The 23,383-nt window shown below is 65.4% G+C and carries 16 protein-coding genes; 11 read left to right on the top strand and 5 right to left on the bottom strand.

What is annotated here, in order from left to right; all coding sequences use genetic code 11:
• Positions 1-197: 197 nt before the first annotated feature.
• The 8 genes from BM337_RS02575 (at position 198) to BM337_RS02535 (ending at position 13,747) form a co-directional block, all read left to right on the top strand.
• Positions 198-1,097 (top strand): hypothetical protein, encoded by a 900-nt coding sequence (locus BM337_RS02575; protein WP_089813614.1) that lies wholly within the window; start codon positions 198-200, stop codon positions 1,095-1,097.
• Between the two features lie 3,141 nt (positions 1,098-4,238).
• Complete coding sequence (locus BM337_RS02565) at positions 4,239-4,784, top strand: gluconate 2-dehydrogenase subunit 3 family protein (RefSeq protein WP_089813610.1); 546 nt, start codon at positions 4,239-4,241, stop codon at positions 4,782-4,784.
• Entirely contained in the window at positions 4,777-6,444 is a 1,668-nt protein-coding gene (locus BM337_RS02560) for a GMC family oxidoreductase (RefSeq protein WP_089813608.1), read from the top strand. Before BM337_RS02565 ends, BM337_RS02560 begins: the two co-directional genes overlap by 8 nt.
• A 70-nt stretch (positions 6,445-6,514) precedes the next feature.
• Positions 6,515-7,699 carry an alpha-1 4-glucan-protein synthase gene (locus BM337_RS02555; RefSeq protein WP_089813606.1) on the top strand — a complete coding sequence of 395 codons (1,185 nt, stop codon included), beginning with the start codon at positions 6,515-6,517 and terminating at the stop codon, positions 7,697-7,699.
• Positions 7,692-8,885 (top strand): extracellular solute-binding protein, encoded by a 1,194-nt coding sequence (locus BM337_RS02550; protein ID WP_089813604.1) that lies wholly within the window; start codon positions 7,692-7,694, stop codon positions 8,883-8,885. Before BM337_RS02555 ends, BM337_RS02550 begins: the two co-directional genes overlap by 8 nt.
• Positions 8,885-10,516 (top strand): ABC transporter permease, encoded by a 1,632-nt coding sequence (locus BM337_RS02545; protein WP_089813602.1) that lies wholly within the window; start codon positions 8,885-8,887, stop codon positions 10,514-10,516. Before BM337_RS02550 ends, BM337_RS02545 begins: the two co-directional genes overlap by 1 nt.
• Complete coding sequence (locus tag BM337_RS02540) at positions 10,509-11,660, top strand: ABC transporter ATP-binding protein (protein ID WP_089813600.1); 1,152 nt, start codon at positions 10,509-10,511, stop codon at positions 11,658-11,660. Before BM337_RS02545 ends, BM337_RS02540 begins: the two co-directional genes overlap by 8 nt.
• A complete protein-coding gene (locus tag BM337_RS02535; RefSeq protein ID WP_089813597.1) occupies positions 11,657-13,747 on the top strand; it encodes a DUF7846 domain-containing protein in 2,091 nt (696 codons plus the stop codon). The genes BM337_RS02540 and BM337_RS02535 overlap by 4 nt, the downstream gene beginning before the upstream one ends.
• A 28-nt stretch (positions 13,748-13,775) precedes the next feature.
• On the opposite strand, the gene BM337_RS02530 is transcribed toward BM337_RS02535, so the two are convergent.
• The 3 genes from BM337_RS02530 to uvrB form a co-directional block, all read right to left on the bottom strand.
• Positions 13,776-14,474 carry a dolichyl-phosphate hexose transferase gene (locus BM337_RS02530; protein WP_089813595.1) on the bottom strand — a complete coding sequence of 233 codons (699 nt, stop codon included), beginning with the start codon at positions 14,472-14,474 and terminating at the stop codon, positions 13,776-13,778.
• Positions 14,475-16,334: 1,860 nt separating this feature from the next.
• Positions 16,335-16,685, bottom strand: coding sequence for a DUF7344 domain-containing protein (locus BM337_RS21955; RefSeq protein WP_449271693.1), 351 nt, complete (start codon positions 16,683-16,685; stop codon positions 16,335-16,337).
• 590 nt (positions 16,686-17,275) lie between these two features.
• The gene (gene uvrB / locus BM337_RS02520) at positions 17,276-19,333 is read right to left on the bottom strand and encodes an excinuclease ABC subunit UvrB (protein WP_089813591.1); all 2,058 of its coding nucleotides are present in this window, start codon (positions 19,331-19,333) and stop codon (positions 17,276-17,278) included.
• Positions 19,334-19,746: 413 nt separating this feature from the next.
• Here uvrB and BM337_RS02515 point away from each other — a divergent pair, with 413 nt between their 5' ends.
• The gene (locus tag BM337_RS02515; protein ID WP_089813589.1) at positions 19,747-20,109 is read left to right on the top strand and encodes a hypothetical protein; all 363 of its coding nucleotides are present in this window, start codon (positions 19,747-19,749) and stop codon (positions 20,107-20,109) included.
• Positions 20,110-20,148: 39 nt separating this feature from the next.
• Here BM337_RS02515 and BM337_RS02510 read toward each other — a convergent pair whose 3' ends face one another.
• Positions 20,149-21,039 carry a DUF106 domain-containing protein gene (locus tag BM337_RS02510; protein ID WP_089813588.1) on the bottom strand — a complete coding sequence of 297 codons (891 nt, stop codon included), beginning with the start codon at positions 21,037-21,039 and terminating at the stop codon, positions 20,149-20,151.
• 92 nt (positions 21,040-21,131) lie between these two features.
• Between BM337_RS02510 and BM337_RS02505 the strand changes: the two genes are divergently transcribed.
• Positions 21,132-21,314 carry a hypothetical protein gene (locus BM337_RS02505; RefSeq protein ID WP_089813585.1) on the top strand — a complete coding sequence of 61 codons (183 nt, stop codon included), beginning with the start codon at positions 21,132-21,134 and terminating at the stop codon, positions 21,312-21,314.
• A 41-nt stretch (positions 21,315-21,355) separates the two neighbouring features.
• On the opposite strand, the gene BM337_RS02500 is transcribed toward BM337_RS02505, so the two are convergent.
• Positions 21,356-21,949: a rubrerythrin family protein gene (locus tag BM337_RS02500; RefSeq protein ID WP_089813583.1), complete on the bottom strand. Its 594-nt coding sequence runs from the start codon at positions 21,947-21,949 to the stop codon at positions 21,356-21,358.
• 360 nt (positions 21,950-22,309) lie between these two features.
• Between BM337_RS02500 and BM337_RS02495 the strand changes: the two genes are divergently transcribed.
• A complete protein-coding gene (locus tag BM337_RS02495; protein WP_089813581.1) occupies positions 22,310-23,281 on the top strand; it encodes an aldo/keto reductase in 972 nt (323 codons plus the stop codon).
• The last annotated feature ends 102 nt before the right edge of the window (positions 23,282-23,383 follow it).

Below are 23,383 nucleotides of genomic sequence, written 5' to 3'. Positions count from 1 at the left end.
CGCGATCCGTACCGGTCACGGCCTGCGACACCTGCGAGTCGGACCGGGACTTATCCGGTCGATAAGGGGATCGGACGGGCGGGATAGTCACGAGAGGGAACCGAACTGCGACTGGCCCGCTGTTCCGCTGCGACGTGTCGATCCGCCGTAATTACCACCCCGTTAATAAGGACCGCTCCGGCCCGAGTGGGCCACGTATGGGATCACACGCTCATCGAAGGTACGGGATCGCGGTCGTCGTCGCGATACTGGTGGTGATGGCCGGCTGCTCCGGGCCGTTCCAGTCCAGCGACGCGTCCACGAACGATCCGACTGAGACGACCGAATCGACGGTCACGACGACTGCAGCCACGGAAGCCGGCGATGCGGACGACGCGTCCGCGACGAACGAGACCGGGTCGGCGATTACCGGTCGAATGCTCCTCCTCCTCGACGGAAGTGACACGCACGTCGACCCGTGGACGTCGAACCGGGCTGACGGCGTCTGGATGAACGACACCGAGACCCACCGGTGGCACGTCGAGAACGACTCGACGACCCTCGCGGCCGCACTGGGCGGGCTCGGTGTCGAGGCCACGGCCGAGTCGCTGGCCTACGACGGCGAGACGTACAACGAGTCGACGAACGGGACGACGGTGGCCTACCGCGTCGACGGCACCGTCGTCAAGGACCCCAGCGAGTACCAGCTCGAAGACGGCGACGAGGTCCACGTCCTGGTCCACACCGCGAACGTCTCCGTCCCGGGCCGGGAGTACAGTTCGAGCCACCCGCACGCCCACGGCACGCTCGAAGCGAGCATCGAGGGTGAGGAAGTGAACTTCTCGAAGGAACGCTACGTGATGAACGACGACTACTTCCACTTCCACGGGGACGAAGACGGCAGCCGATGGCACGCCCACTCGACCAACCTGACGGTGCGCTACGCCATCTCCTCGTTCGACGAATTCGACGTGACGAACGGCTCGATAACCGTCAACGAGACGACCTACGACGCGGACCAGACCACGTTCCGGGTCAACGGCGAGTCTGTCGACCCCGAGCGGTACGTCCTGAAGGACGGCGACCAGCTCGAACTCGTCGTCGACGAAAGCGGCTGAGCTTTCGGGTACAGCTCGATCAGGGCGACCAGTTTTGCAAACACTTCCGGACCGTCGGCATTCCACGACGATGGTCCGAATTCGAGGTCTCTTCTCGACCCCCGTCCAATCGATCGAACCCGCCCATCGATCGAACCCGCCCAGTACCCGGCAGCATCTGCACGGGTACCACGGCGGCCAGCGGTACCAGTCTCGTTCGAATCGGTCGCTATCTGACCAGCTGTTGAGCACGTGTGTGAGTTGAGTGGGTGGTTCTGTGGGTCTGGTGCTGGAAGAAAGGAAACCGCCAACACCCAGAAAGCCCTCGGCGCGCTCCGGTCCCGGGGCTTGCTGCGCTCCTCGTGGTTCGAGAGAGCTTCGCTCTCTCGTCATCACGAAAGGCGCGAAGCGCCTTTCGAACGACTCCGCTGCGGTGCTTACTGCGCCCGGGTTCCCGGAGCCCGCCTCGCCCTTTCAATCCTCCAGGCCCGCACAGCACCCCAGCCCTGCCCTCCCCCTGGTCGCGGCATGAACGCCGCTCCCGGCCGGGCAGTTGCGTAGCGGTCAGGAAGCGTGTCGCGCCGCGAGGTGGCGCGTCAGCGCCACCTCACCGCGAACGGCGCCAGCCGTGAGCAAGGCGCGACCGGGGAGGGGTGGGGAGTCAATCGCGAGCGCCTCCGTGGCGCGAGCGATGCTGAGCCTGGAGGACTGAAAGGGCGAGGTGCGGTCGGCGAAGTCCGAACCCGTAAGCACGCGAGGAACGAGCGCGCACAGCGGGTTCGCACGAGCCGAGCGCGCCGAGGGCTTTCGAGTTCTTTGACGTCGTGCTAACAGCGACAATCCTGGAAGCCACCGATCGCTAAGTGATTGATCTGTATTGACCGGGGAAGAGAGGTACCGACCGCATCAGACCCGAGAAATCTTAAGAATACCCACTCATCACCAGCCGATCGGAAACATACCTGTCCAAACCCCATCCGATAGGTCATACCATCTCGCAATATCAGTCATTCAAACACACTTGCCCAGTTCTAGCTATCGCATTGGAACCGAGTAGAACCAACCCAACCAATTTCTATATAGCAATATGAAGTTTATTGCCTGATGTCACCGCTATTCGACGGAATCGGATAATTTCGGCCCCAGAAGCCCCCTCGGTAAAAATTTCTAAGCTATGGGACTAAAACTACCTTTGAATTTTTGGAATTATAATCGGCCCTGGCGACAACTGTTATCGAGCGGGATCCGTCGAGAGAAGGGCTCGGCAGGTACACCAGTGAGCTCCCCGAAACAGGGCACCGTCCACTTGGGGAAGATCGTGCACGACGTCGACGGTCGGATTCTACTCCACAGATCCACGACTCCAACCCACACGAAACGTGAAAGCTCGGTCAGGTTTCCGAACGAACGCCATAGACGAACCAGGGACCGATCCAGCCTCGAACGAGACGCACCACTCTAAGAAGCGCTGGAAAGCGTCTGAACCCCAGGTTCGAGACGGGAACACAGCGGTGCAACGAGGAGGAACCGGAACCAGAGACTCGCAGTTCGACGCCACGCCGTCGCGCTGACTCTCGACTCGAAATCCGAATCTGGACTACGAGAGACGGTGCAGGAATCGATCGACGAACGATGCGCCGCCCCATGGTATGCAATAACTCACCAACCCCAACCGCCAGAATTCGGCACGAGAGGCACTCTACCGACAAATTATCGAAGAAGGTAGCCGGCACGACGAATCGCGGTATATCTCATTTCGCGATACGAAATCGAAGATCGCGGCCCGAAAACGGACACAGATCGGGCGACGAAGACGGATCGCAGGGACGAATCGTGTCTCGAACTACGAACAGAAGCGCACGTCCAGAATTCAGGCAGAGGACGGGCCGCTCCTATCACACCCCGACGATACGCCGTCTGCAGTTTGGGGTGCCGTCCGGCGCCGACTACACGCACCCGGATTGCTTTCGTCCGCCCCGGCTAGCGGTTTCCGAGCCCACAGATCCCTTCTCGAAGCAGGGGTTCGTGGCCCGAACGGCGCCCTCCAGGCGCCGTGCAGGTGCCGTTCAGTTAAAATCTAAAAAATGTTAGCATATGACACGCCACATAGACTTCCGGGCAAACAACATCGATCTCCCCAGAGAAATCGCGTAGCGATCTGCCCGGTGTACCAGAAAATCGTGACCGCAGAACGCGGGACGGAGATAGACCGAATCGAGAAACACTTTCCGGAGGTTTAGAAGCCACAGAGGAGATTCGACTGGGCTTCCGCACAACTGGAGAGAACTGGGCCGCCGATTCGACCGGTTAGAGCTGGGGCCTGCGAACATTCGAGAGACAGCGGTTTCCGGCAACCGACGGACCGAGACCTCGAGAATTCGAGACTGCCAGACAAACGAGAACGGCTAAAGGGTTGAATCCGGCCCTGCGGTGCCCTCGGACGGCGGAATCGACTGGCACGAGCACGAGCTCTCGTCGCTCTCGTTCACGCGTGCACGCAATCAGGACCACCCCCATCGTCGACGCGGAGAGATCGGCGTCGAGCCCGTACCCCAGTTCTGGACTGATAGTGGTGGTTTTAAGCCCGGGCGGGCGTTCGACGCGGCAGATGCCGTCGAACGCCGGTACAAAGTTACAACCACCACTATGAGACAGGCCCGGTGACCCACGTCGCGGACGGGAACCGCACCCCGGACGCCCTGGGCGTGATTCGCTACCAGCCCACCTGTTAGCGGGCCAGGACTCAGGACGGCGACGCCTTGCTCCTCGGTACCAATTCAGAGCTTCGAAGCGACCGAGCCCGTCCGACGCGACGTCGAGCGTTCGACGAAGCAGAGTCTCGGCGTATTTAGAGCCAACCTGGAAGTGACCAGAACTGCCGCGAATTCCCAATAGAACCCTTCTCTGGGGGAGATTCTGTGTATTCCACATTTCGAGCGAACAGAGCGGTAAATTGCATTTCGCTATATAGAATGTGGGTCGGTGCTCGAATACTCAGATCGGTTTGACCGTCGAGATCGTTCGATATAGCGCCCAGATCCCCCGATATCGAATTTCCCTTATAAATAAATCCAGCACCAGTCGCCCGGCTAGTGAACCACCGGCGCCGTCGGCACACAAGCACAACCGTTTTGTTTAGGCTGACCTAATCGCCGGTAATCCATGGAACTGACGCGTCGAGACGTGCTCGGAGCGCTCTCCGCGGCCGGCGTCGGTTCCGTCAGCGGCTGCTCGGATCTGCTCGAGGGCGGGGCGGTCGGTGAGAGCCCGACCGACGACGACCCGGTCACGGACCACGACGTCGAGACGCTCGTCGCCCTGGCCGAGGTCGTCTATCCCTCCGGCGTAACGGAGATCGGCTCGTTCGTTCGCGAGTACTCCGTCGCACGAGTCCGGGACGACGCGTCCTACGCCCGCGGCGTCGGCGAGACGGTGGCACGGCTTGACGACTACGTCGCGGAGTGGCACGACGACTCCTACACCGACCTCGCCCCGTCCACCCGTGCGGACGTGCTGGACCAGATGGGCGTGGACGCCGCGGACCCCGACCCCGGGGGTGTCGCGAGCGAGCGGATCCGGTACTACCTCGTAAACGAACTACTGTACGCCTTCTACGCGTCGCCCACCGGCGCAGGGCTAGTAGGCCTGGAGAATCCCCCGGGCCATCCCGGTGGGACGACGTCCTACCAGGAGGGACCACATGAGTAGCCAGGGCGGAGCCGACGTGGACCGGACGCCGGCTGACTCCCGCAGGTCGTCATCCGAGCCCGGTCGAACCGAGTTCGACCGGACGCCCTCGGATCGGGTGGACGTCTGTATCGTCGGCGCTGGGCCGTCCGGCGCGCTGATCGCGGCGGAGCTATCCGCCGCGGGCCACGACGTCGTCGTCCTCGACGCCGGGCCAAGATTCGACCCGGCCGACCGAGAGGACGAGATGGAGAATCACCTCCGGCCGGGGAACCGCGAGCCGCTGTGGGGGATGGGCGGCGAGCGGGACGCCTACACCTCGTCGGGCGACCGCCACTATCCGCTGAACGCGACCCGCGTCAAGGGAATCGGCGGGAGCACGCTCCACTGGCAGGGGATGGTGATGCGGCTCCACGAACAGGACTTCGAACTCGACAGCGCGGTGGGCCTGGGGGCGGACTGGCCGATATCCTACGACGACCTGCGGCCGTACTACGCGGCCGCCGAGGAGGCGTTCTCGGTCGCGGGCGCCTCGGACAACCCCTTCTCGCCGCCCCGCGAGGAGCCCCACCCACTGCCGGCGTTTCCGCCGTCCTACAGCGACTCGCTCTTCGCCGAGGCCTGCGAGTCGCTGGGCATCACCACCCACTCGGTGCCGAACGCGCGCAACTCGGAGGCGACCGACGAGGCCGGCGCCTGCGTCGGCTACGGGACCTGCAAGCCGGTGTGTCCGTCGGGGGCGAAGTACGACGCGACGCGCCACGTCGACGTCGCGGTGGCGAACGGCGCCCGGGTCCTGGACCGTGTTCCGGTCCAGCGCCTCGAACACGACGACTCGGGCGAGCGGGTGACGACGGCCGTGTACGCGAGGCCGGACGGCGAGGAACACCGCCAGGAGGCCCGCGAGTTCGTCCTCGCTGCCGGTGGCGTCGAGACGCCTCGCTTGCTGTTGCTCTCGGAGTCCGAACAGTATCCAGACGGGCTCGCGAACTCCTCGGGACTGGTCGGGCGGTACTTCATGGACCACCTGTTCGCCGGCGTCGGCGGGACGCTCGACCAGCGAACGCGCCAGAAACACGTCGGCTTCAACACGACCGAGAGCCACCAGTTCTACGACCGACCGGACGACTCCCGGACGGCGATCAAGCTGGAGTTCCTGAACTACGCGGGGCCGGCGCCCGCCGACGTGGCGATGGGGTCCGACAACTTCGGCGACGACCTGTTGAACGAGATCCGGTCGGCGTACGGCAACCACGTCGCGATGGGGGCGCTGGTCGAGCAGTTGCCCCGGAAGGAGAACCGGGTGAGACTCGACCGCTCGCGGACCGACGACCACGGCAACCCCGTGCCGGACGTCGTCTGGCGCCTCGACGAGGACACGCGGAGAACTATTCGGCGGGCCAACGAGATACAGCGCTCCGTCCTCGAGGAACTGGGCGCGGAGATAACGTGGACCGTCGGCCCCGAGGACACGGGGCCAGCATTCCACCACATGGGGACCACCCGGATGGGGACCGACCCGTCCGAGAGCGTCGTGGATCCGCAACTGTGCACCCACGACCTGGCGAACCTCACCGTCGCCGGCAGCTCCGTCTTCGTCACCGGCGGCGCGATGAACCCGACGCTGACGATCGCAGCGCTCTCCCTGAAAGCCGCGGACCACCTGAGGGACAGGTTGTGAGCCGTTCACAGTGTTTAGGCTGGCCGAAAGATCGTCACACTTTAGGGGAGCCTAAACGAGGGAGTACCTAATGACTGAGAAACAGGACGTCTGCGTCGTCGTCCCGACGATTCGAGAGTACGAGTGCATGCGAGAGTACGTCGCTAACGCGCGCGAGCACGGGTTCGACACCGATCGGCTGTTCGTCGTCCTCGTCACCGAGGACTTCTGTGACACCGACGAGATGGAGCGGATGCTCGTCGAGGAGGACGTCGACGGCACGGTGTTCGACGGGAGCGCCCGCGAGGAGTGGTTCCGCGCGCAGGGCATCGAGGAGTACAGCCACCTGATCCCCGAGGCGAGCCACGCCCAGACTTCCTTCGGCCTGCTGTACCTCTGGGCCCACGAGCGCTTCGAGTACGGCGTCTTCATCGACGACGACACCCGACCCCACGCCGACCAGGACTTCTTCGGCACCCACATGGCGAACCTCGACCACGAGGGCCCCGTCGAGACCGTCGGGTCCGACGAGTCCTGGGTCAACGTCCTCTACCAGAGCGAGCACGACCTGTACCCGCGCGGGTACCCCTACGCAGCGATGGACGAGAGCGTCGAGACGAGCAGGTCGGAAGTCGACTCCGTCGTCGCCTCCCAGGGCCTGTGGACGAACGTCCCCGACCTCGACGCCGTCCGCATCCTGATGGACGGCGACCTGGAAGGCCAGGCCCAGACCCGGACCGCGGTCGAGGACTTCGACCGGGATTTCGTCGCAGCCGAGGGCCAGTATCTCACCGTCTGCTCGATGAACCTGGCCTTCCGCCGGGAGGTCGTCCCCGCGTTCTACCAGTTCCCCATGGACGACAACCGCTGGGACGTCGGTCGCTTCGACGACATCTGGTCCGGCCTCACGCTCAAGCGGGCCTGCGACGTGCTCGACAGGCAAATCTACAACGGCGGCCCGCTCTGTCACCACGACAAGGCGCCCCGCTCGACGTTCGACGACCTGGCCAACGAAGTGGCGGGCCTCGAACTGAACGAGCACGTCTGGGAGGTGCTCGACGACGCCGCCGCCGACGCCGATTCCTTCGCCGAGGCCTTCGCGGACATGGCCGACGCCCTCGCCGAGGGAGAGTTCGACGAGTGGAACAACGGCGCCTTCCTCAACCACTGCGGCGAGTACATGCGCGACTGGCTCGACTGTCTCGCGGCCATCGACCCGACCGGGATGCCGGTCGACGCCGGTGCCGAGGCCCCGGAGGTGGTCGCCGATGACTGAGCGAGACCAGGATTCGACGCGGGAACGTCTGCGAGGCCGTCGCCGATTCCTCGCCGGCCTCGGAGCCGCCGGTATCGGCGGGCTGGCCGGCTGTACCGGCTTGCTGGGCGAGGACGGGTCGGCCGGCAACGGCAACGGTTCGGGCAACGAGACCAGCGCCAGCGAGGCGGGCTTCGGCGAGTTCCGTGGGTCGGGCCCGCTCGCCGAGGACCGCGAGGAACTGCAGGGTACCCGCATCGCCGACCTCCCCGATCTGTCGGGCGAACTGACGATCTACCTGGGCGGCGGCGAGGGCGGGCTCTACCGCGACCTGCTCGCGCGCTTCCAGGAGATTTACCCCGATTTCACCGTCAATCCCCGCGAGTCGGGGACCGCAGACGCCGCGAACACGATCATCAGCGAAGGCGACGCGACGCCCGCCGACGTGTTCTGGTCCGTCGACGCCGGGTCGCTCTCCGCGGTGGCCAACGAGGGACTCACCGCCTCGCTGCCCTCGGAAGTCGTCGACCCGGTCCCCGAAGAGTTCCACCCCGACGACGCGTGGGTCGGGACCGCCGGACGCGCCCGAGCGGTACCGTACAACACGAACGAGCTCTCGGCCGACGACGTGCCGGACACCGTCATGGACTTCCCGGAGACCGAGGGGATGGCCAGCGCGATGGGGTGGGCCCCGACCTACGGCGCCTTCCAGGCGTTCGTCACCGCGATGCGCCTCATCGAGGGCGAAGACGCCACCCGACAGTGGCTCCAGGACATGGTCGACGCAGGCGTCACCGAGTACAACAACGAGTTCCTAGTGTCGAACGCCGTCGCGGACGGTGAGTTGAACGCCGGCTTCGCGAACCACTACTACGCGCTCCGCGTGCAGGCCTCCCGTCCCGACGCGCCCCTCGACCTGGCGTTCACGAGTGGTGACGCGGGCGCGCTGATCAACGTCGCCGGCGCGGCCGTCCTCGGCGCGAGCGAGAACACAGACCTGGCGAACAACTTCCTGCGCCACCTGCTCTCGGCGGAGGCCCAGGAGTTCTTCGCTACCCGGACCTACGCCTACCCGATGGTCGAGGGCATCCCGCCGGTCGGCGGCCTCCCCTCCATCGACGAGCTGAACCCGCCCTCGATCGACCTCTCGGAGCTCTCGGACCTCCAGCCGACGCTCGAACTGATGCGGGAGGTGGGCGTCCTCTGATGGGCGCCGGGAGCGACCGGGCGGGGACGACACGCGACCGCCTCCGTGGAATCGCGCGCGACGACGACGGCCCGAGCGTCGCGCTCGTCCTGCTCGCGGGCGGCGTCGCCGCGGCCGTCCTCACCCCGCTCCTCTGGCTCCTGTTGCGGGCCTCGACCATCGAACCGGCCGAAGCGCTCTCCCTGCTGACCTCGCCGACGGCGACTGACGTCCTCGTCAACAGCCTGGGTCTCGTCGCCGTCGTCACGGCCGCGTCTGTCGCACTTGGCGTCCCGCTCGCGGTGCTGACGGTCCAGACAGACCTCCCCTTCCGCCGGTTCTGGACCGTCGTCGTCGCGCTGCCGCTCGTCGTCCCGAGCTACATCGGCGCCTTCGCCTACGTCTCAGCGTTCGGCCCGAACGGCGCGCTCGCCGACCTGCTCGCGCCGCTGGGTATTCCGGTCCCGACGGTGTACGGCCTCGGCGGGACGGCGCTGGTGCTGACGCTGTTCGTCTACCCCTACGTCTTCCTCACGACGCGCGCGTCGCTGCTCTCCTTCGACGAGAGCCAGCTCGAGGCCGCCCGCACCCTCAACCACGGCTACCGGGCCGCCTTCCGCCGGGTGATCCTCCCGCAAATAGCGCCCGGCGTCACCGCCGGTGCGCTGCTGGTTGCGCTGTACACGCTCTCTGACTTCGGGACGCCCGCAATCATGCGCTTCGACGTGTTCACCCGCGTCATCTACGTCGAACTGAACAGCTTCGGCATCGGGCGGGCGAACGCGACCCTGTTCTCGCTGGAATTGCTCGCCGTGACGGCGGTGATCCTCGCCCTGGAGTCCCGCGTCGGCGGCGACGGCGGGTCGGGCTACGGCTCGCCGGCGTCGGCGAACGCGGTCGTCCCCCTGGGACGCTATCGCTGGGTCGCGGCGGCGCTCCCCGCGCTCGTGGCGACGTTCACGCTCGTGCTCCCGGTCGGCGTGCTCGCGATGTGGCTCGTCCGCTCCGGCCCGGGCTACGCCGGCGGTGGGCTCGCCTTCCAGCCCGAGTTCGCGTTGAACTCCGTCTACGTGGCGGCGCTGGCGGCCCTGGCGACGGTCCTGTTCGCGCTGCCGGTGGCGTACTACGCCGGCCGGTCGAATACGTGGCTCGCCCGGGCCGCCGAGCGGGCGACGTACCTGGGCTACGCGATGCCCGGCGTCGTCCTCGGCCTGGCGCTGGTGTTCTTCGGCATCCACTACGCGCCCGCGGTGTACCAGACGCTCCCGCTGCTCGTGTTCGCCTACGTCGTCCGCTTCCTCCCGCAGGCGGTCGGGTCGACGCGCTCGTCGGTGCTCGGCGTCGACCCGGAACTGATCGGGGCGGCTCGCGTCCTCGGCGCCCCGCCCAGGCGAGCGTTCCGCCGGGTGACGCTGCCGCTCATCGCGCCGGGGCTGCTCGCCGGGGCCGCGCTCGTGTTCCTGACGACGATGAAGGAACTCGACACGACCCTCATCCTGCATCCGACAGGCTTTACGACCCTAGTAACCTACATCTGGCGAGTACAGGAGGCGGGCTACTACGGCCGGGCGGCGCTGCCGGCGCTCGTGCTGGTCGTCGTCTCCGGCCTCTCGATGATACCGCTGTTACGCCAGCGAGGTGACGATGCATAACGACGTTCGAATCGACGACCCGGCGGCCGAGCGCTTCGAGGCGGCACCAGCCACCGGTACGGACGCGGACGGGGACCCGGGCGACCCGGTCCTCGAACTCGACGGGGTCGGCAAGCGATACGGCCCCGAAACCGCGGTTTCCGAACTGGATCTGACGGTCCGCGACGGTGAGTTGCTCACTCTGCTCGGCCCCTCCGGCTGTGGCAAGACGACGACGCTCCGGATGATCGCCGGCCTCGAAGACCCCAGCGAGGGGACTGTCACCGTCGCCGACGAGACGGTGGCCGGCGACGGGGCTACCGTCCCGCCCGAGGAGCGCGACGTCGGCATGGTGTTCCAGGAGTTCGCGCTCTTCCCACACCTGACCGTCGCCGAGAACGTCGCGTTCGGACTCGAGGACCCCGACAGCGAGGCCGCCGAGGAACGAGTGACGGAACTGCTCGACCTCGTGGGCCTGGGCGAGTACGGCGACCGGACGCCCGGGGACCTCTCGGGCGGCCAGCGCCAGCGGGTCGCACTCGCCCGCTCGCTCGCCCCCGAACCCGACGTTCTGCTGCTGGACGAGCCCTTCTCCAACCTCGACGTCCGCCTCCGGGTCGCCATGCGCGAAGAGGTGCGCCGGATCCTCGACGAGGCTGGCGTCACCGCCGTCTCCGTCACCCACGACCAGGAAGAAGCGCTCTCTATCTCCGACCGCGTCGCCGTCATGCACGACGGCCACGTCGAACAGGTCGGCAGCCCCGCCGAGGTGTTCGAACACCCCGAATCGCGCTTCGTCGCCAGCTTCCTCGGCCAGGCGAGTTTCCTCCCCGCGGCGGTCGGCGATGACTCCGTCGAGACGATCATCGGCTCGTACGACCGGGATCTGCTCGAAGGGCTCACCGAGGAGTACACCGGCGCCGACGTCGATGTCCTCGTCCGCCCGGACGACCTGCGGGCGACGCCGGCCAACGAGTCCGAAGCGGACGGCAACGTCGTCCGTCGCCAGTACACCGGTCCCTCCTTCGTCTACCACGTGGAACTCGCCGACGGCAACGTCGTCCGCTGCCTGCACAACCACGCCGAGGACTTCGACGTCGGCGAACCGGTCGGCGTCACCCTCGTCGCCGACCACACCCTGGCCTGGTACCCCGCCGAGCGATGAGAGAGTGGGATCACGGGAGGAGATTCGACTGGGACGTCCCAGAGGTGGACCGCTACCGCGTCGCGACGCTCCTTCTGGCCGCGGTCGCGGCCCTCGTCGCCGTCCTCGTCGCCACACGCGTCTTTCCGCACCACTCGATCAACCACGACGAGGGGGTGTACCTCCAGCAGGCCCAGATGCTACTGGCGGGCGAGCTCTTTCTCCGGCCGCCCGTCGAGGACGCCTTCCGTCCCTGGTTCTTCGTCGAAGACGGCGACCGGCTCTACCCGAAGTACTCGCCCGTCCCGGCGGCCGTCTTCGCCCTCGGGAAGCTCCTGGGCGGGTTCACCGTAGCCCTCGCCGGCGTCGCCGCGGCCGTCGTCGGCCTCACGGCCGCCCTCGGGCGCGAGCTATTCGACGGGCGGACGGGGCTGCTCGCCGGCGGGCTGGTGCTCGCCTCGCCGCTCTTCCTCGTGCAATCGGGAGTCTACCTCCCCTACGCGCTGACGACGGCGCTGAACCTCGCGTTCGCGCTGGCCTACCTCCGGGCGGAGCGACGGGGCAGCCTCCGGGCCGCGGTGGTGGCCGGCGCCGCCGTCGCCCTCGCCTTCTTCGCCAGGCCGTACACCGCCGTGCTGTTCGCCGCCCCGTTCGTCGCCCACGCCTGCTGGACGCTCGTCCGGTCGGGCGCCTGGAGAACCGCGTTCGGGGCCGACGGTGACGGAAACCGCGCGCTCCTCGAACGACGGGTGGTGACCGCGAGCCTGGGCACCGCCGGCGTCCTCGTCGCGCTGGGGTACAACTGGGTCGTCACCGGCGACCCGCTCGTCTTCCCCTACCAGGCGTTCGCGCCCCACGACGGCGTCGGCTTCGGCCACCGGGAGATCCTCGGCCACGAGGCCGACTACGACCTCGAACTCGCCACGCGGTCCAACGGCCTCGTCCTCCGCCGGCTGTTCACCGACTGGGTCGTCGCCGGGCCTCTGGGAACCGTACTCGCTGCCGCCGGCGTGGCGGTCGCGCTCGCGAAGCGTGGCTCGCCCTCGGCGACCCAGCGGGCGCTTCTCGCCGGTCTCTTCCTCTCGATTCCGCTCGGCAACCTCGCCTTCTGGGGGAACTTCAACGTCCTCGGGGACCTCTCGGTGCAGCGCGACGGGCTGATCCACTTTCTGGGCCCGTACTACCACTTCGACCTGGTGGTCCCGACCGCCATCTTCGCGGCCTACGCGGGGGTCTTCGGCGCAGACCGATTGCGGACGGCCCTCGAGGGCCGGCTCTCGGCCGCTGGCGCCCGGCGCGTGGCCGCGGCCGCCGTGCTGGTGAGCGCCACGGCGTTCGGCGCCGTCGCCGTCGACACCGCCGACGGGCCACTCGAACGTAACTACGACGCCGGGCAGGAACTCGAGGCCGCCTACGAACCGTTCGACGACGGCGCGCCCGGGAACGCCGTCGTCTTCCTCCCCGAACCCTACGGCCCGTGGCTCAATCATCCCATCCAGGGGCTCCGGAACGACCCCTCCTTCGACGGCGCGACGGTGTACGCCCTCGACGGCGACGAACTCCCCGTCGCGGCTGCCTACCCGGACCGGGAGCTGTACCGCTACGTCTACGCCGGGTCGTGGTCGCCCACCGACGGCCAGCGCGTCGACGCCGGACTCCAGCCGGTCGACCGCGTCGCGGGCGAGACGGTCCAGGTGGACGCGACGACGACACTTCCGGCAGGGGCCGACGGAGTCACGCTCCGGCTCTCGACGGACACGGGCTCGACCTACGTCGTCGCGAACGGGACGGAGGAGACGCTGGACCTGACCGTCACCGTCGACGGGGACCGGGCGACCCTCTCGGGCCCGAGCGTGCCGTCGACGGCGAACGCGACCGCCGCCGTCGAACGACGGGACGAAGTGACGCTCGAAGTATTCGTCGCGACGGGCGGCGCGTCCGGCTTCACGTACCGGATCGAGTTCCCCATCGCCGCCGACGACGGACAGATCCGGGCGCTCTCGCCGACGAGCGAACGCTGCCAGGTGCCCACCCGGTGTACGCCGGTGGGCGTCGACGGCGTGGCTGCCGAGAGCATCGAGACGACGGTCCGCGCCGGGAGCAACTGAGAAGAGAAAGGTCGGTCGTCTCAGCCCGTCACAGCAGGTCGCGCTCTTCCAGACACACTTTCACGATTGACTTGGCGATCTCCGCACCACCACTGAACGGATCCAGCTTCGTCTCGCCGAGTCGCTCGTCGTACTCGATGGGCTCCTCCCTGACTCGATAGCCTCGCATCACCGGTCGAAGCAGCAGTTCGGCGGAGAGGCCGGTGTTCTCGGTCCACTGAATGTTTTCGATCAGCTCGCCCCGGTAGGCCCGCATCCCCGTCGTCACGTCGTGGACGCGCTCGGCCATCAGGCCGCTGGCCAGCGCCGCGAAGGCGTGGTTGCCGTACCGGTTGAGCGTCGGCATCGTCCGCGCGCCGTGGTAGAGCCGGTCGCCGCTGACGACGTCGTAGCCGTCGTTGATCAGCCCGAGGAAGTCGGGAATCCGCTCCAGCGGGTACGTGCCGTCGCAATCCGTCGTCACCCGGACCGGGTTTGTCGCCGACAGCAGCGCCTCGCGCACGGCGACGCCGTAGCCCTGTGGCGGCTGTTCGACGACCGTCGCACCGTGGTCCCGGGCCACCTCGGCCGTTCCGTCGGTCGAGCTGTCGACGACGACGACCTCGGCCGCGCCGTCGGTCGCGTCGTCGATCTCCTCGAGCACCGGCCCGATAGCTTCGCGCTCGTTGTATGCACCCATCACCACGCTGACGTCGTCGAGACCGTACTGTCCGTCGGTTTCGCTCATTACCGGGCGTTCGGAACAGAGGTATTTTAGGCTTGCCAAAACCGGACGCTGGCAGGTGCTTCAGCCCACTTCCTCGCCCATTTCAGCCGAGAACAGCTACCCACGCATCGTGGTTCGATCTGTGTCTCGACGATCGTTCGCCACCGCAATTTCGTATAGCGAAATAGAATATACTGGCGTCTGATCGGGGCACAGCGGATCGACAGGAATCGGACGGTTCAGCGGCCAAATCGTCCGATTCCCGGAACGAGAGCGAAGATCCGCGGAGCGACGCTCCCGTTTTGGCGAATACGGGAGTACGGCGTCACGCCTGACGCCCAGCCGCCGGGCATCTGTTTTCGCGTCTCCATTCGCCCGCCATCCGGAGTTCGTCACGTGCGATTATAGGGCGGGCGACGATGCACCGAGCAAACTGGTCCGTACCGAGGGTCGAGCGTTCTCCTCCAGGGGCGATCGCGAACGACGAACCCTGGAGGAGACATCGAAACAGTGTACCTGCGGGTTTCGTGAGCGTGCGACCACAGTAGTCGGGTGCGCCCAGCTATTCGTCGTCGCACCCCCACTCCGTGGACCCTGTGCTATCACCCCACATCTGTCCACCCAGCTGGAGTCGGTTCGGTCAGGGAAGCGGGCTTGCTCCACTCGGTAACTCCGAATTTTCCATCGGCAACCACCAACGGCCGGTTTTCGAGATGGAGACAGAATCGAACCCGTCCAGGCCAGTCAATCCCATTTCGCTATACGAAATCCGATCACACGCCGTCGATCAGACTCGCGACCGGGAGACAGAAGCCGGTCAGTCCCTGGTTCGAGCTGCCAGAGGGGGCAAAAGCGCCGATCCTCACGGCGCCAGCCCGGGAAATCGAACTGTCGCGTAGTGAAATCGAACCCGCGAAAGGAATCGAACGCCGAGAAATCCCACGAGTCACAGAATCGCTGGTCGAGGACAGCCTCGCGGATAGTTTTAGCGTCGCACCTGCCAGCGACGCGGTTCGGTATCGCCGAGACCGAATCGCTCGTCGTGGCGGGGTCGCAGTTGCGAGACACAGACCGCGCATCCTTCTTGCTGAGATCGTCCATCACGCTAGATAGTGTCTAGCAGTCGGCTGGAACATCGTCTTCGGGCCCCACGCCCCCGGTTGGCGTGCGCGTGAACCACCCGTTCGTCCCGCGGGGAGTTCCCCACACAGGATTGGCAACAAACCGATCGACGGAGTGCCCCCACAAAACAGCGCACCGGCACAGATCTGTGCTGACAGAGACTCGGATTCGAGCGGAATTGCCGAAAGACGTGCAGTCTCCCACCGGGCGGCACGTCCGAGTTCAGAGTGGACAGCGGCAGAGTAGTCCTGTCCTGGTCGACCTGCGAAACCAGTTCGAAGTGGGAGAACTACTCGCTGGAGGCAGTTCCGCCTGCGACTGCCGAATCCGCCGGCATTGGCCGCTCTGAGTGAGAACAGTACCCAGACGCACAGAACTCGTCGATCTCGTGTGTCTCGAAAACTGCCGGATAGGTATTTTGTATAGCGAAATGTGGTATGTAGACGGAGATTAGCAGTCAGGCCCGAGAGGAGCGATTTAGACGAATACGGAACAGAGAGCACGCCTAACCGTTCGATTCGAGCGCGGACGTCGGGAACATCGGCCGAACGTCGTACTTGGAGAGACTGTGTGCGCCCATGGTAGCCCTTTCCGCCAAGGAAGCAGATCGAGGAGTGGACGAGACGGTATCGTCCCGGGTTCGAAGACCGAGACGCCCGGTCACGACAGAGCACGTAGTCAGCACAGCGAGTCTGTTCGGTATCGAGATTCGACGCTGAATCAACTGCCAAGAAGAGACGTGGATCTATCGGGTAGATCTTACGTCGTGTGAGTTCTGTCTGAGAAGACGGCACGAAGGTCTCCTAACCAGGTCTCGGCGTGGTCATGACCATAGTACCGGACTTCGTCGGTTCTACGGTCGTGGTCAATCCAGCCTGTGCGAGCCAACTTCGGGAGGTGGGTGTGGACGAGTTTCATTTGAAGCTTATCCGCACTCGTCTCGGGGATCCGACCCAGAAGATGCGAGACAAGTTCATCGACGAACACCGTCTGTGATTCGGTGTAATTCTCGAAGAAGTGAATGATTTCGCGGCGAAGATTGTGGCCCAGTACGTCTAGTAGCCGGCTCACTTGTGGCGCTTTGTCTGGATAACAGGACTGAGATGCCATCTGGACTAATAACATCACCGCTAATACGGCATAGTGTCCAGTGAGCGATTTCTGACTGTGAAAAGACCGTCGCAAATCGCCATACTAGTCAAGCCAGAGATTGTTCAGATGGAATTCGTACTGGTCTCTTTCCCGTAAGAGAGGAACTGGGTTCTGTACTGAGGCGCCAATTCCGTTCTCGCACCGCTCTCGATGTGAGCTGCGTATGCGCGCTCCATTCAAGCGATACGACAGACGCGATCACTACCAGGCAATACTCTCAGTGATCAATTCACGTCCGTACTCACCGCGATTCTCGGGTAGCGTCGTCGACGGCGCGGGCGAGAGACGGACATCGGTGCAGCCCGACAGTGAGGGATTTGCTCGACTACCCAGCTAAAATTCTCGCTTTCTCCAGAGAATATTTTAGACACAGGTCACAGAAGCGGCACATACTCGAGAATAGGGAAATTCGGCCCCTCGACAACGATAAACTGATATTCGCGATATCAAAATGTATGCTACGGACCTCCTACTTTGGCTGGAATCTGACTGCGCAGCTGCTGTCGGCAGTCAAAACACGGAAAACCCGCTCTCGAAGCGAGATCAGCTCAGAACTCGTCGGTTGGCGCGGGAACGCCCTCTTCGTCGTCACCGCCGTGGAGGTCGTACTCCTGGCGGAGCTCCCGGATACGGTCGCGGATGTCAGCGGCGAGTTCGAACTCCAGGTTGCCGGCGGCCTCCTGCATACGTTCCTCTAACTGCTCGATCTGCCGGGCCGCCTCGTCGGCGTCGCTGGCACCGGCCCCGGCCACGTCGGAGGTGTCGGTCTTGGAGCCGGGTAAGGAGGTCTCGCCGATCTCCTTCTCGATAGTCGTCGCCTCGTAGCCGTGTTCCTCGTTGTACTCCTGCTGGATTCGGCGGCGGCGCTGGGTCTCGTCGATGGCGGCCTCCATGGCGCTGGAGCGCTCGTCGGCGTAGAGTACCACTTTCCCGTTGACGTTCCGGGCGGCCCGCCCCATCGTCTGTACGAGGGTGGTCTCGCTGCGGAGGAATCCCTCCTGGTCGGCGTCGAGGATGGCCACCAGGGAGACCTCGGGAATGTCGAGCCCCTCGCGGAGGAGGTTGATCCCGACGAGGACCTGGATCTCGCCCAGGCGGAGCGAGCGGATGAGTTCGTGGCGTTCGAGGGTGTCGGTCTCGTCGTGCATGTAGGCGACGTCGACGCCCGACTCCTCGAGGAACTCGGTGAGGTCCTCGGCCATACGTTTGGTGAGCGTGGTGACGAGGACCCGTTCGTCGTCGGGCATCGAATCGATCCGGTCCATCAGGTCGTCGACCTGGCCGGTGGCCTCGGCGACTTCGACTTTCGGGTCCACGAGGTGGGTAGGACGGACGATCTGCTCGACGATCTGGTCGCTCTCTTCGCGCTCGTAGTCGGCGGGCGTCGCGGAGACGAACAGCGTCTGGCTGGCCTTCTCCTGGAACTCCTCGAAGGTGAGCGGTCGGTTGTCGTAGGCAGTCGGGAGGCGGAAGCCGTTCTCGACGAGGCTGTCCTTGCGTGATTTGTCCCCCGCGTACTGGCCCTTGATCTGGGGGATCGTCTGGTGAGACTCGTCGACGACGGTGAGGAAGTCGTCGGGGAAGTAATCCATCAGCGTGTACGGCGCGTCGCCGGAATCGCGGTCCGAGAGGTGGACGGAGTAGTTCTCGATCCCCGAACAGTAGCCCGTCTCCTTCATCATCTCCAGGTCGAAGGTGGTGCGCTCCTCGATCCGCTGGGCGGCGACCAGGTCACCCTGGCGTTCGAAGTAAGCCACGCGTTCCTCTTTCAGTTTCTCGATCTCTCGGATGGCCTGCTGGAGGGTGTTCTCTGGAATGGAGTAGTGCTCCGCCGGGTGGACGAGGACGGCGGGTTCCGTGCTCTTGACGTCACCCTGCATGGGGTCGACCTTGAGCATGCGGTCGATCTCGTCGCCCCAGAACTCCACCCGGATCGCGAAACGACCGTACATCGGGTAGATCTCGACGGTGTCCCCGCGCACGCGGAAGGTACCCTGGGTGAAGTCGACGTCGTTGCGCTCGTAGTTCAGATCCACGAGCCGTTTCAGGAGTTCGTCGCGGTCGATCGCCTCGCCCTGTTCCAGCCTGAGACTCATGTCGACGTAGTTACGCGGGTCACCCAGCCCGTAGATGGCCGAGACGCTGGCGATGACGATGACGTCGTCACGAGTGAGCAGCGAACGGGTCGCGCTGTGGCGCAGTCGGTCGATCTCGTCGTTGATCGATGCGTCCTTGTCGATGTAGGTGTCCGTCTGTTCGACGTAGGCCTCGGGCTGGTAGTAGTCGTAGTAGGAGACGAAGTACTCGACGGCGTTGTCCGGGAAGAGGCTCCGGAACTCCTCGTAGAGCTGGGCCGCCAGCGTCTTGTTGTGGGCGATAACGAGGGTCGGTTGCTGGATCTCCTCGATCACCCACGAGACGGTGTTGGTCTTGCCCGACCCGGTCACGCCGAGGAGCGTCTGCTTGTCCATACCCTGCCTGTAACCGTTCGCCAGTTGCTCGATGGCGTCGGGCTGGTCGCCCGCCGGGTCGAACGGCGCGTCGACCCGGAACGGGCGGTCGACGTCGGGACGGTCGACGGACAGCGGGCTGCCGGAGTTACTCATTGGGATCAAGTAGGGCTCGACGAACTTGAGAAATGCGTTCTCGGAGTGAGCGAGAATTCGGCCAGCTCCGCCTGCAAATCGCCATAAATCGACGGGAAGAAGCGTTCTTTCGGCCCACCCCAGATAGAAACGAAAGATCGTGTATAAATTGTATATCGCCATATCAAATGACTGCGACTGCGTTCCAGCTGGCTACTATACAATCCGAAATTGAGCGCTTGTCGGTGACTACCGACAGGTATTCGACCGGATACGCACGTAGAACCGTCGTATAGGGCACTGCTCGTCGATTTTGACGAAGTCCGGGGTGAAGGTGTGCCCTCTCGATGTGACGTCGTGACTGTCCGGACGTTCACGTCCTCCGACGAGACAGCCCTTTTACACTATCCACTCGAATGATACGATAGTCGCCAATGCAAGTCATCTGCACCGACGGGACGACGTTCACCTGCAAGGGGTTCGAGCTCACGGAGTACGGCGTCGCCCTCTACGGCCAGAACCTCGCCCAGGAGAAGGAACGGTACGACAACGAACCCGAGCAGACGGGATACGTGCCACACGACCGGCTGTGGTACATCCTCCCCGAAAGCGTCCAGCCAGAGATCCCGCCGCCCGGAGCCTCGCATGGCCAGCCCGGCCGACACCCCCCGAACCCGGATCAGCAGCCGCCGACGGGCCAGTCGCCGACGGGACAACCCTCGACGCCACCGATCCAACAGTTACAGAACCAGCCACACCAGCGGCCACCCGGAGGACAACAGACGAACCAGCGGTAGGGACAGCGGAGAACGCCAAAGAACGACAGCGAACCGATTCTACGCGGCCGTCACGCGGCCGATGGCACGTCGTACCGCGGTGCCCCCGACGAGCGAGCAGACGAAGTACCAGACGGTCCACACCTGGATCGGCCCGAGCAGGCGCGCGGTCCAGACGATGCGGCCGACGAAGGGGAACACCGTCGCCGTCGGCGTGATCGCTGCCGCGGGCGCGACGGCGAGCCAGGTGAGCCAGAGGAACACCGGCGCCGTCAGGAGGACGGTGTATGCCATCGGCCGCAGCATGTCTTTGAACAGAAGCAACTGGTCGCTCATCAGTTCGCGCTGCTCGGCCTCGAGCCGCTCGACGGCCGCCTCGTCGCCCCGGTCGCGGGCGTCGGAGAGCCGGTCCCGGATAGTCCCCATCCGCGCCTTGACGCGGTCGGCCCGTTCGGTGTCGCGGAGACGCCGATTGAGGACGCCGGAGGCCCCACCGACGACGACGGCCAGCAGGGCGACGGTGAGAGCGAATGGTAGCGCCGCCTCGACGGGGCCGAGGAACTGGTGCATCGTACTCCCGACGGCGCCGCGGGCGCTCGGGATCTGGTAGCTCGCCATCAGCGCGAGCGCACCGACGCCCGCGACCTTGTCCTGGAGCGACCAGGACGTGTCACCGGGCTCGTCGGCTCCGGCACCGACGGCATCGGGGTCGGGCTCGACGTCGTCGACCACCTCGCGCGCCGTGGTCGGGTCGTCGACGACGAAACACTCGCCCGCGTCCACGAGCAACCCAGTTTCGAGCAGGCGGCCCCACTGCTCGGCCGGGACGTCGTCGGTGACGCCGGGCCACGTGACGGTGCCGTCCGTGGCTTCCGCGTGGTCGAGCACGGTCGAGAGCGCCGCGGCCAGCGCCTCGTCGTCGCGCACAGTCTCACGTAACTCCGAATCCATACCTCGAAACTGGACGTGGCCGGCGTATGAAGATTACTCACTAGCGTCACGAACCGACGGGAATTAAAGGTCGCTCTCGACGAACGATAGGCATGGAAGCCCTGCGTCAGTTGCGCGACCTCGTCGCAGTCGTCGTCGTCATCGCCGTGGCAGTGATGAGCCAGAGCCTGTTGCTGGGAATCGTCGCCCTGCTGTTGCTCCGGATTCTCGACGTGCTGATCGACATCCGCAATTCGCTCGACGAGCGTCCAGTGAGAGAATCCGCGGGTAGCTGAGTCGTCCGAGAATAGATGGTGATCCGGTCCGAACGGGACGCTCAACAAACCGGTTTGGGGTTGACGCCCAGGTCCTCGAGCGTCTCGAAGTACTCGTCGTAGGCGTCCTGCACGACCGCGTCGGCGGCCTCGCGGGCGGCGTCCCAGTCGTCGTCGGCGAGCGCGTCGAGCGCTTCGTCCCGCACGTCCTCGATTTCGCCGCGGATGGTCCGGAACACCTGCGAGGTTTTGGGGTCGGCCTGGCCGGTGAAGTAGCCGGTGAGCTGGCCGGTGGTCTCGCCGACGACGACGGCCCAGCCGACGAGTCCGCCGAGGCGGGCGGCGGTGCCGTCCAGGTCGGCGAGGGTGTCGTAGATGACCGAGGCGTCGCCTGGCTCGTGGTCGTCGAGCTTGCCGACGATGGTGTCGTAGTGCTCGCGCTCGGCATCGGCTGCGGCGGCGAAGGCGCCGTGGTCGTCGGCCCAGTCGTCGAACGTCTCGGCCGCGTAGTACGTCAGGTCGGCCGCGCGCGCGAGGACGACGTCCTCCTCCATCTCACCCTCCGTCAGTGCGTACAGCGATTTCGAGGAGCCGAGCCGCGAGAGCGCCGTCTCGTTGGCGTCGCGGACCGACTCGGTGAATTCGGATGGGTTCATACCTGCGTGAACGGGGGGCGGGCGTTAGAAAGCATCGGATAGGCTGGGGCCGAGCACAGCGAGGGCCCAGCTATACAGCGAACGGTGAGCGAAGCGAGCCGTGAGCAGGACGGGCCCGACCGTAGGGAGTAGGGAGGTCTGAGCGAAGCGAAGACCTCCGGCAATCCGAACGGCGACCGAACGGGAGCCGTGAGGAGGGGCCGTCGAAAATGCGAGCGGCGGCAGCCGCGAGCAGGCTGGGGCCGAGCACAGCGAGGGCCCAGCTATACGGCGAACGGTGACGGATAACGGTCGAAAGTACCGGACAGCAGGCTGACAGCAGGGCCCATCCTTTTTGGACTGGCCGTTTAGTCAGGACGTATGGAGTACACCACACTCGGCTCGACCGGGATGGAAGTCTCGCAGATCTGTCTGGGATGCATGAGCTTCGGGGACGAGGAGCCATGGATGCTCGACGAGGAGGAGGGACGGGAGATCATCGACCGGGCCATCGACCTGGGGGTCAACTTCTTCGACACGGCCAACGCCTACTCCGACGGTCGCTCGGAGGTGATCCTCGGAAACGCGCTGGCGGAGTACGACCGCGACGAGCAGGTCGTCGCGACGAAGGTACGGTTCCCCGTCGGCGAAGACACGCCCAACGCCTCGGGGCTCTCGCGGAAGACCATCGAGCAGGAACTGGACGACTCGCTGGACCGGCTCGGGCTGGACACCGTCGACCTCTACCAGACCCACCGCGTCGATCCGAACACGCCGCCGGAGACGACGCTGCGGGCGCTGGACGACGCCGTCCGGCGCGGGAAGATTCGCCACGCCGGCACCTCGTCGATGTACGCCCACCACCTCGCCGAGCGCCTGCGGACGAGCGAGCGCGAGGGGCTGGTGAGCTACGAGACGATGCAGAACCACTACCACCTCGCCTACCGCGAGGAGGAACGCGACATGCTGCCGCTGTGTGACCGGAACGATATCGGGGTCATCCCGTGGGGCCCGCTGGGTCAGGGATTCCTGACTCGCCCATTCGAGGAACTGGCCGAGACCGAGCGCGGCGATCCGGACAACTTCCACAACCCCACCTCCGAGTACGAGCGCGGCGGCGGGCGGGAGATCAACGAGCGCATCCAGGAGGTGGCCGAAGACGAGGGCGTCACGATGGCCCAGATCGCGCTGGCCTGGCAGTTCCAGAACGAGTACGTCGACGCGCCGATCGTCGGCACGACGAGCATGGAGCACCTCGAGGACGCCGTCGAAGCCCTGGAGATCGACCTGTCCGACTCGGACGTCGAGTACCTCGAAGAGCCGTACGAACCCCAGCCCGTCGTCGGAATCTGAGGGGCCGACGCGGACCGCGAGCAGCGACGGTCGCCCCGCCCGTCTGAATCTGCGGGGACGAATTCCCGAGTGGACCTTTATTGCGGTCGCGGTTGAGACTCG

The sequence above is a fragment of the Halomicrobium zhouii genome, from assembly GCF_900114435.1.
GTDB lineage: Archaea > Halobacteriota > Halobacteria > Halobacteriales > Haloarculaceae > Halomicrobium > Halomicrobium zhouii.
This window is presented reverse-complemented; position numbering and strand designations above follow the sequence as displayed.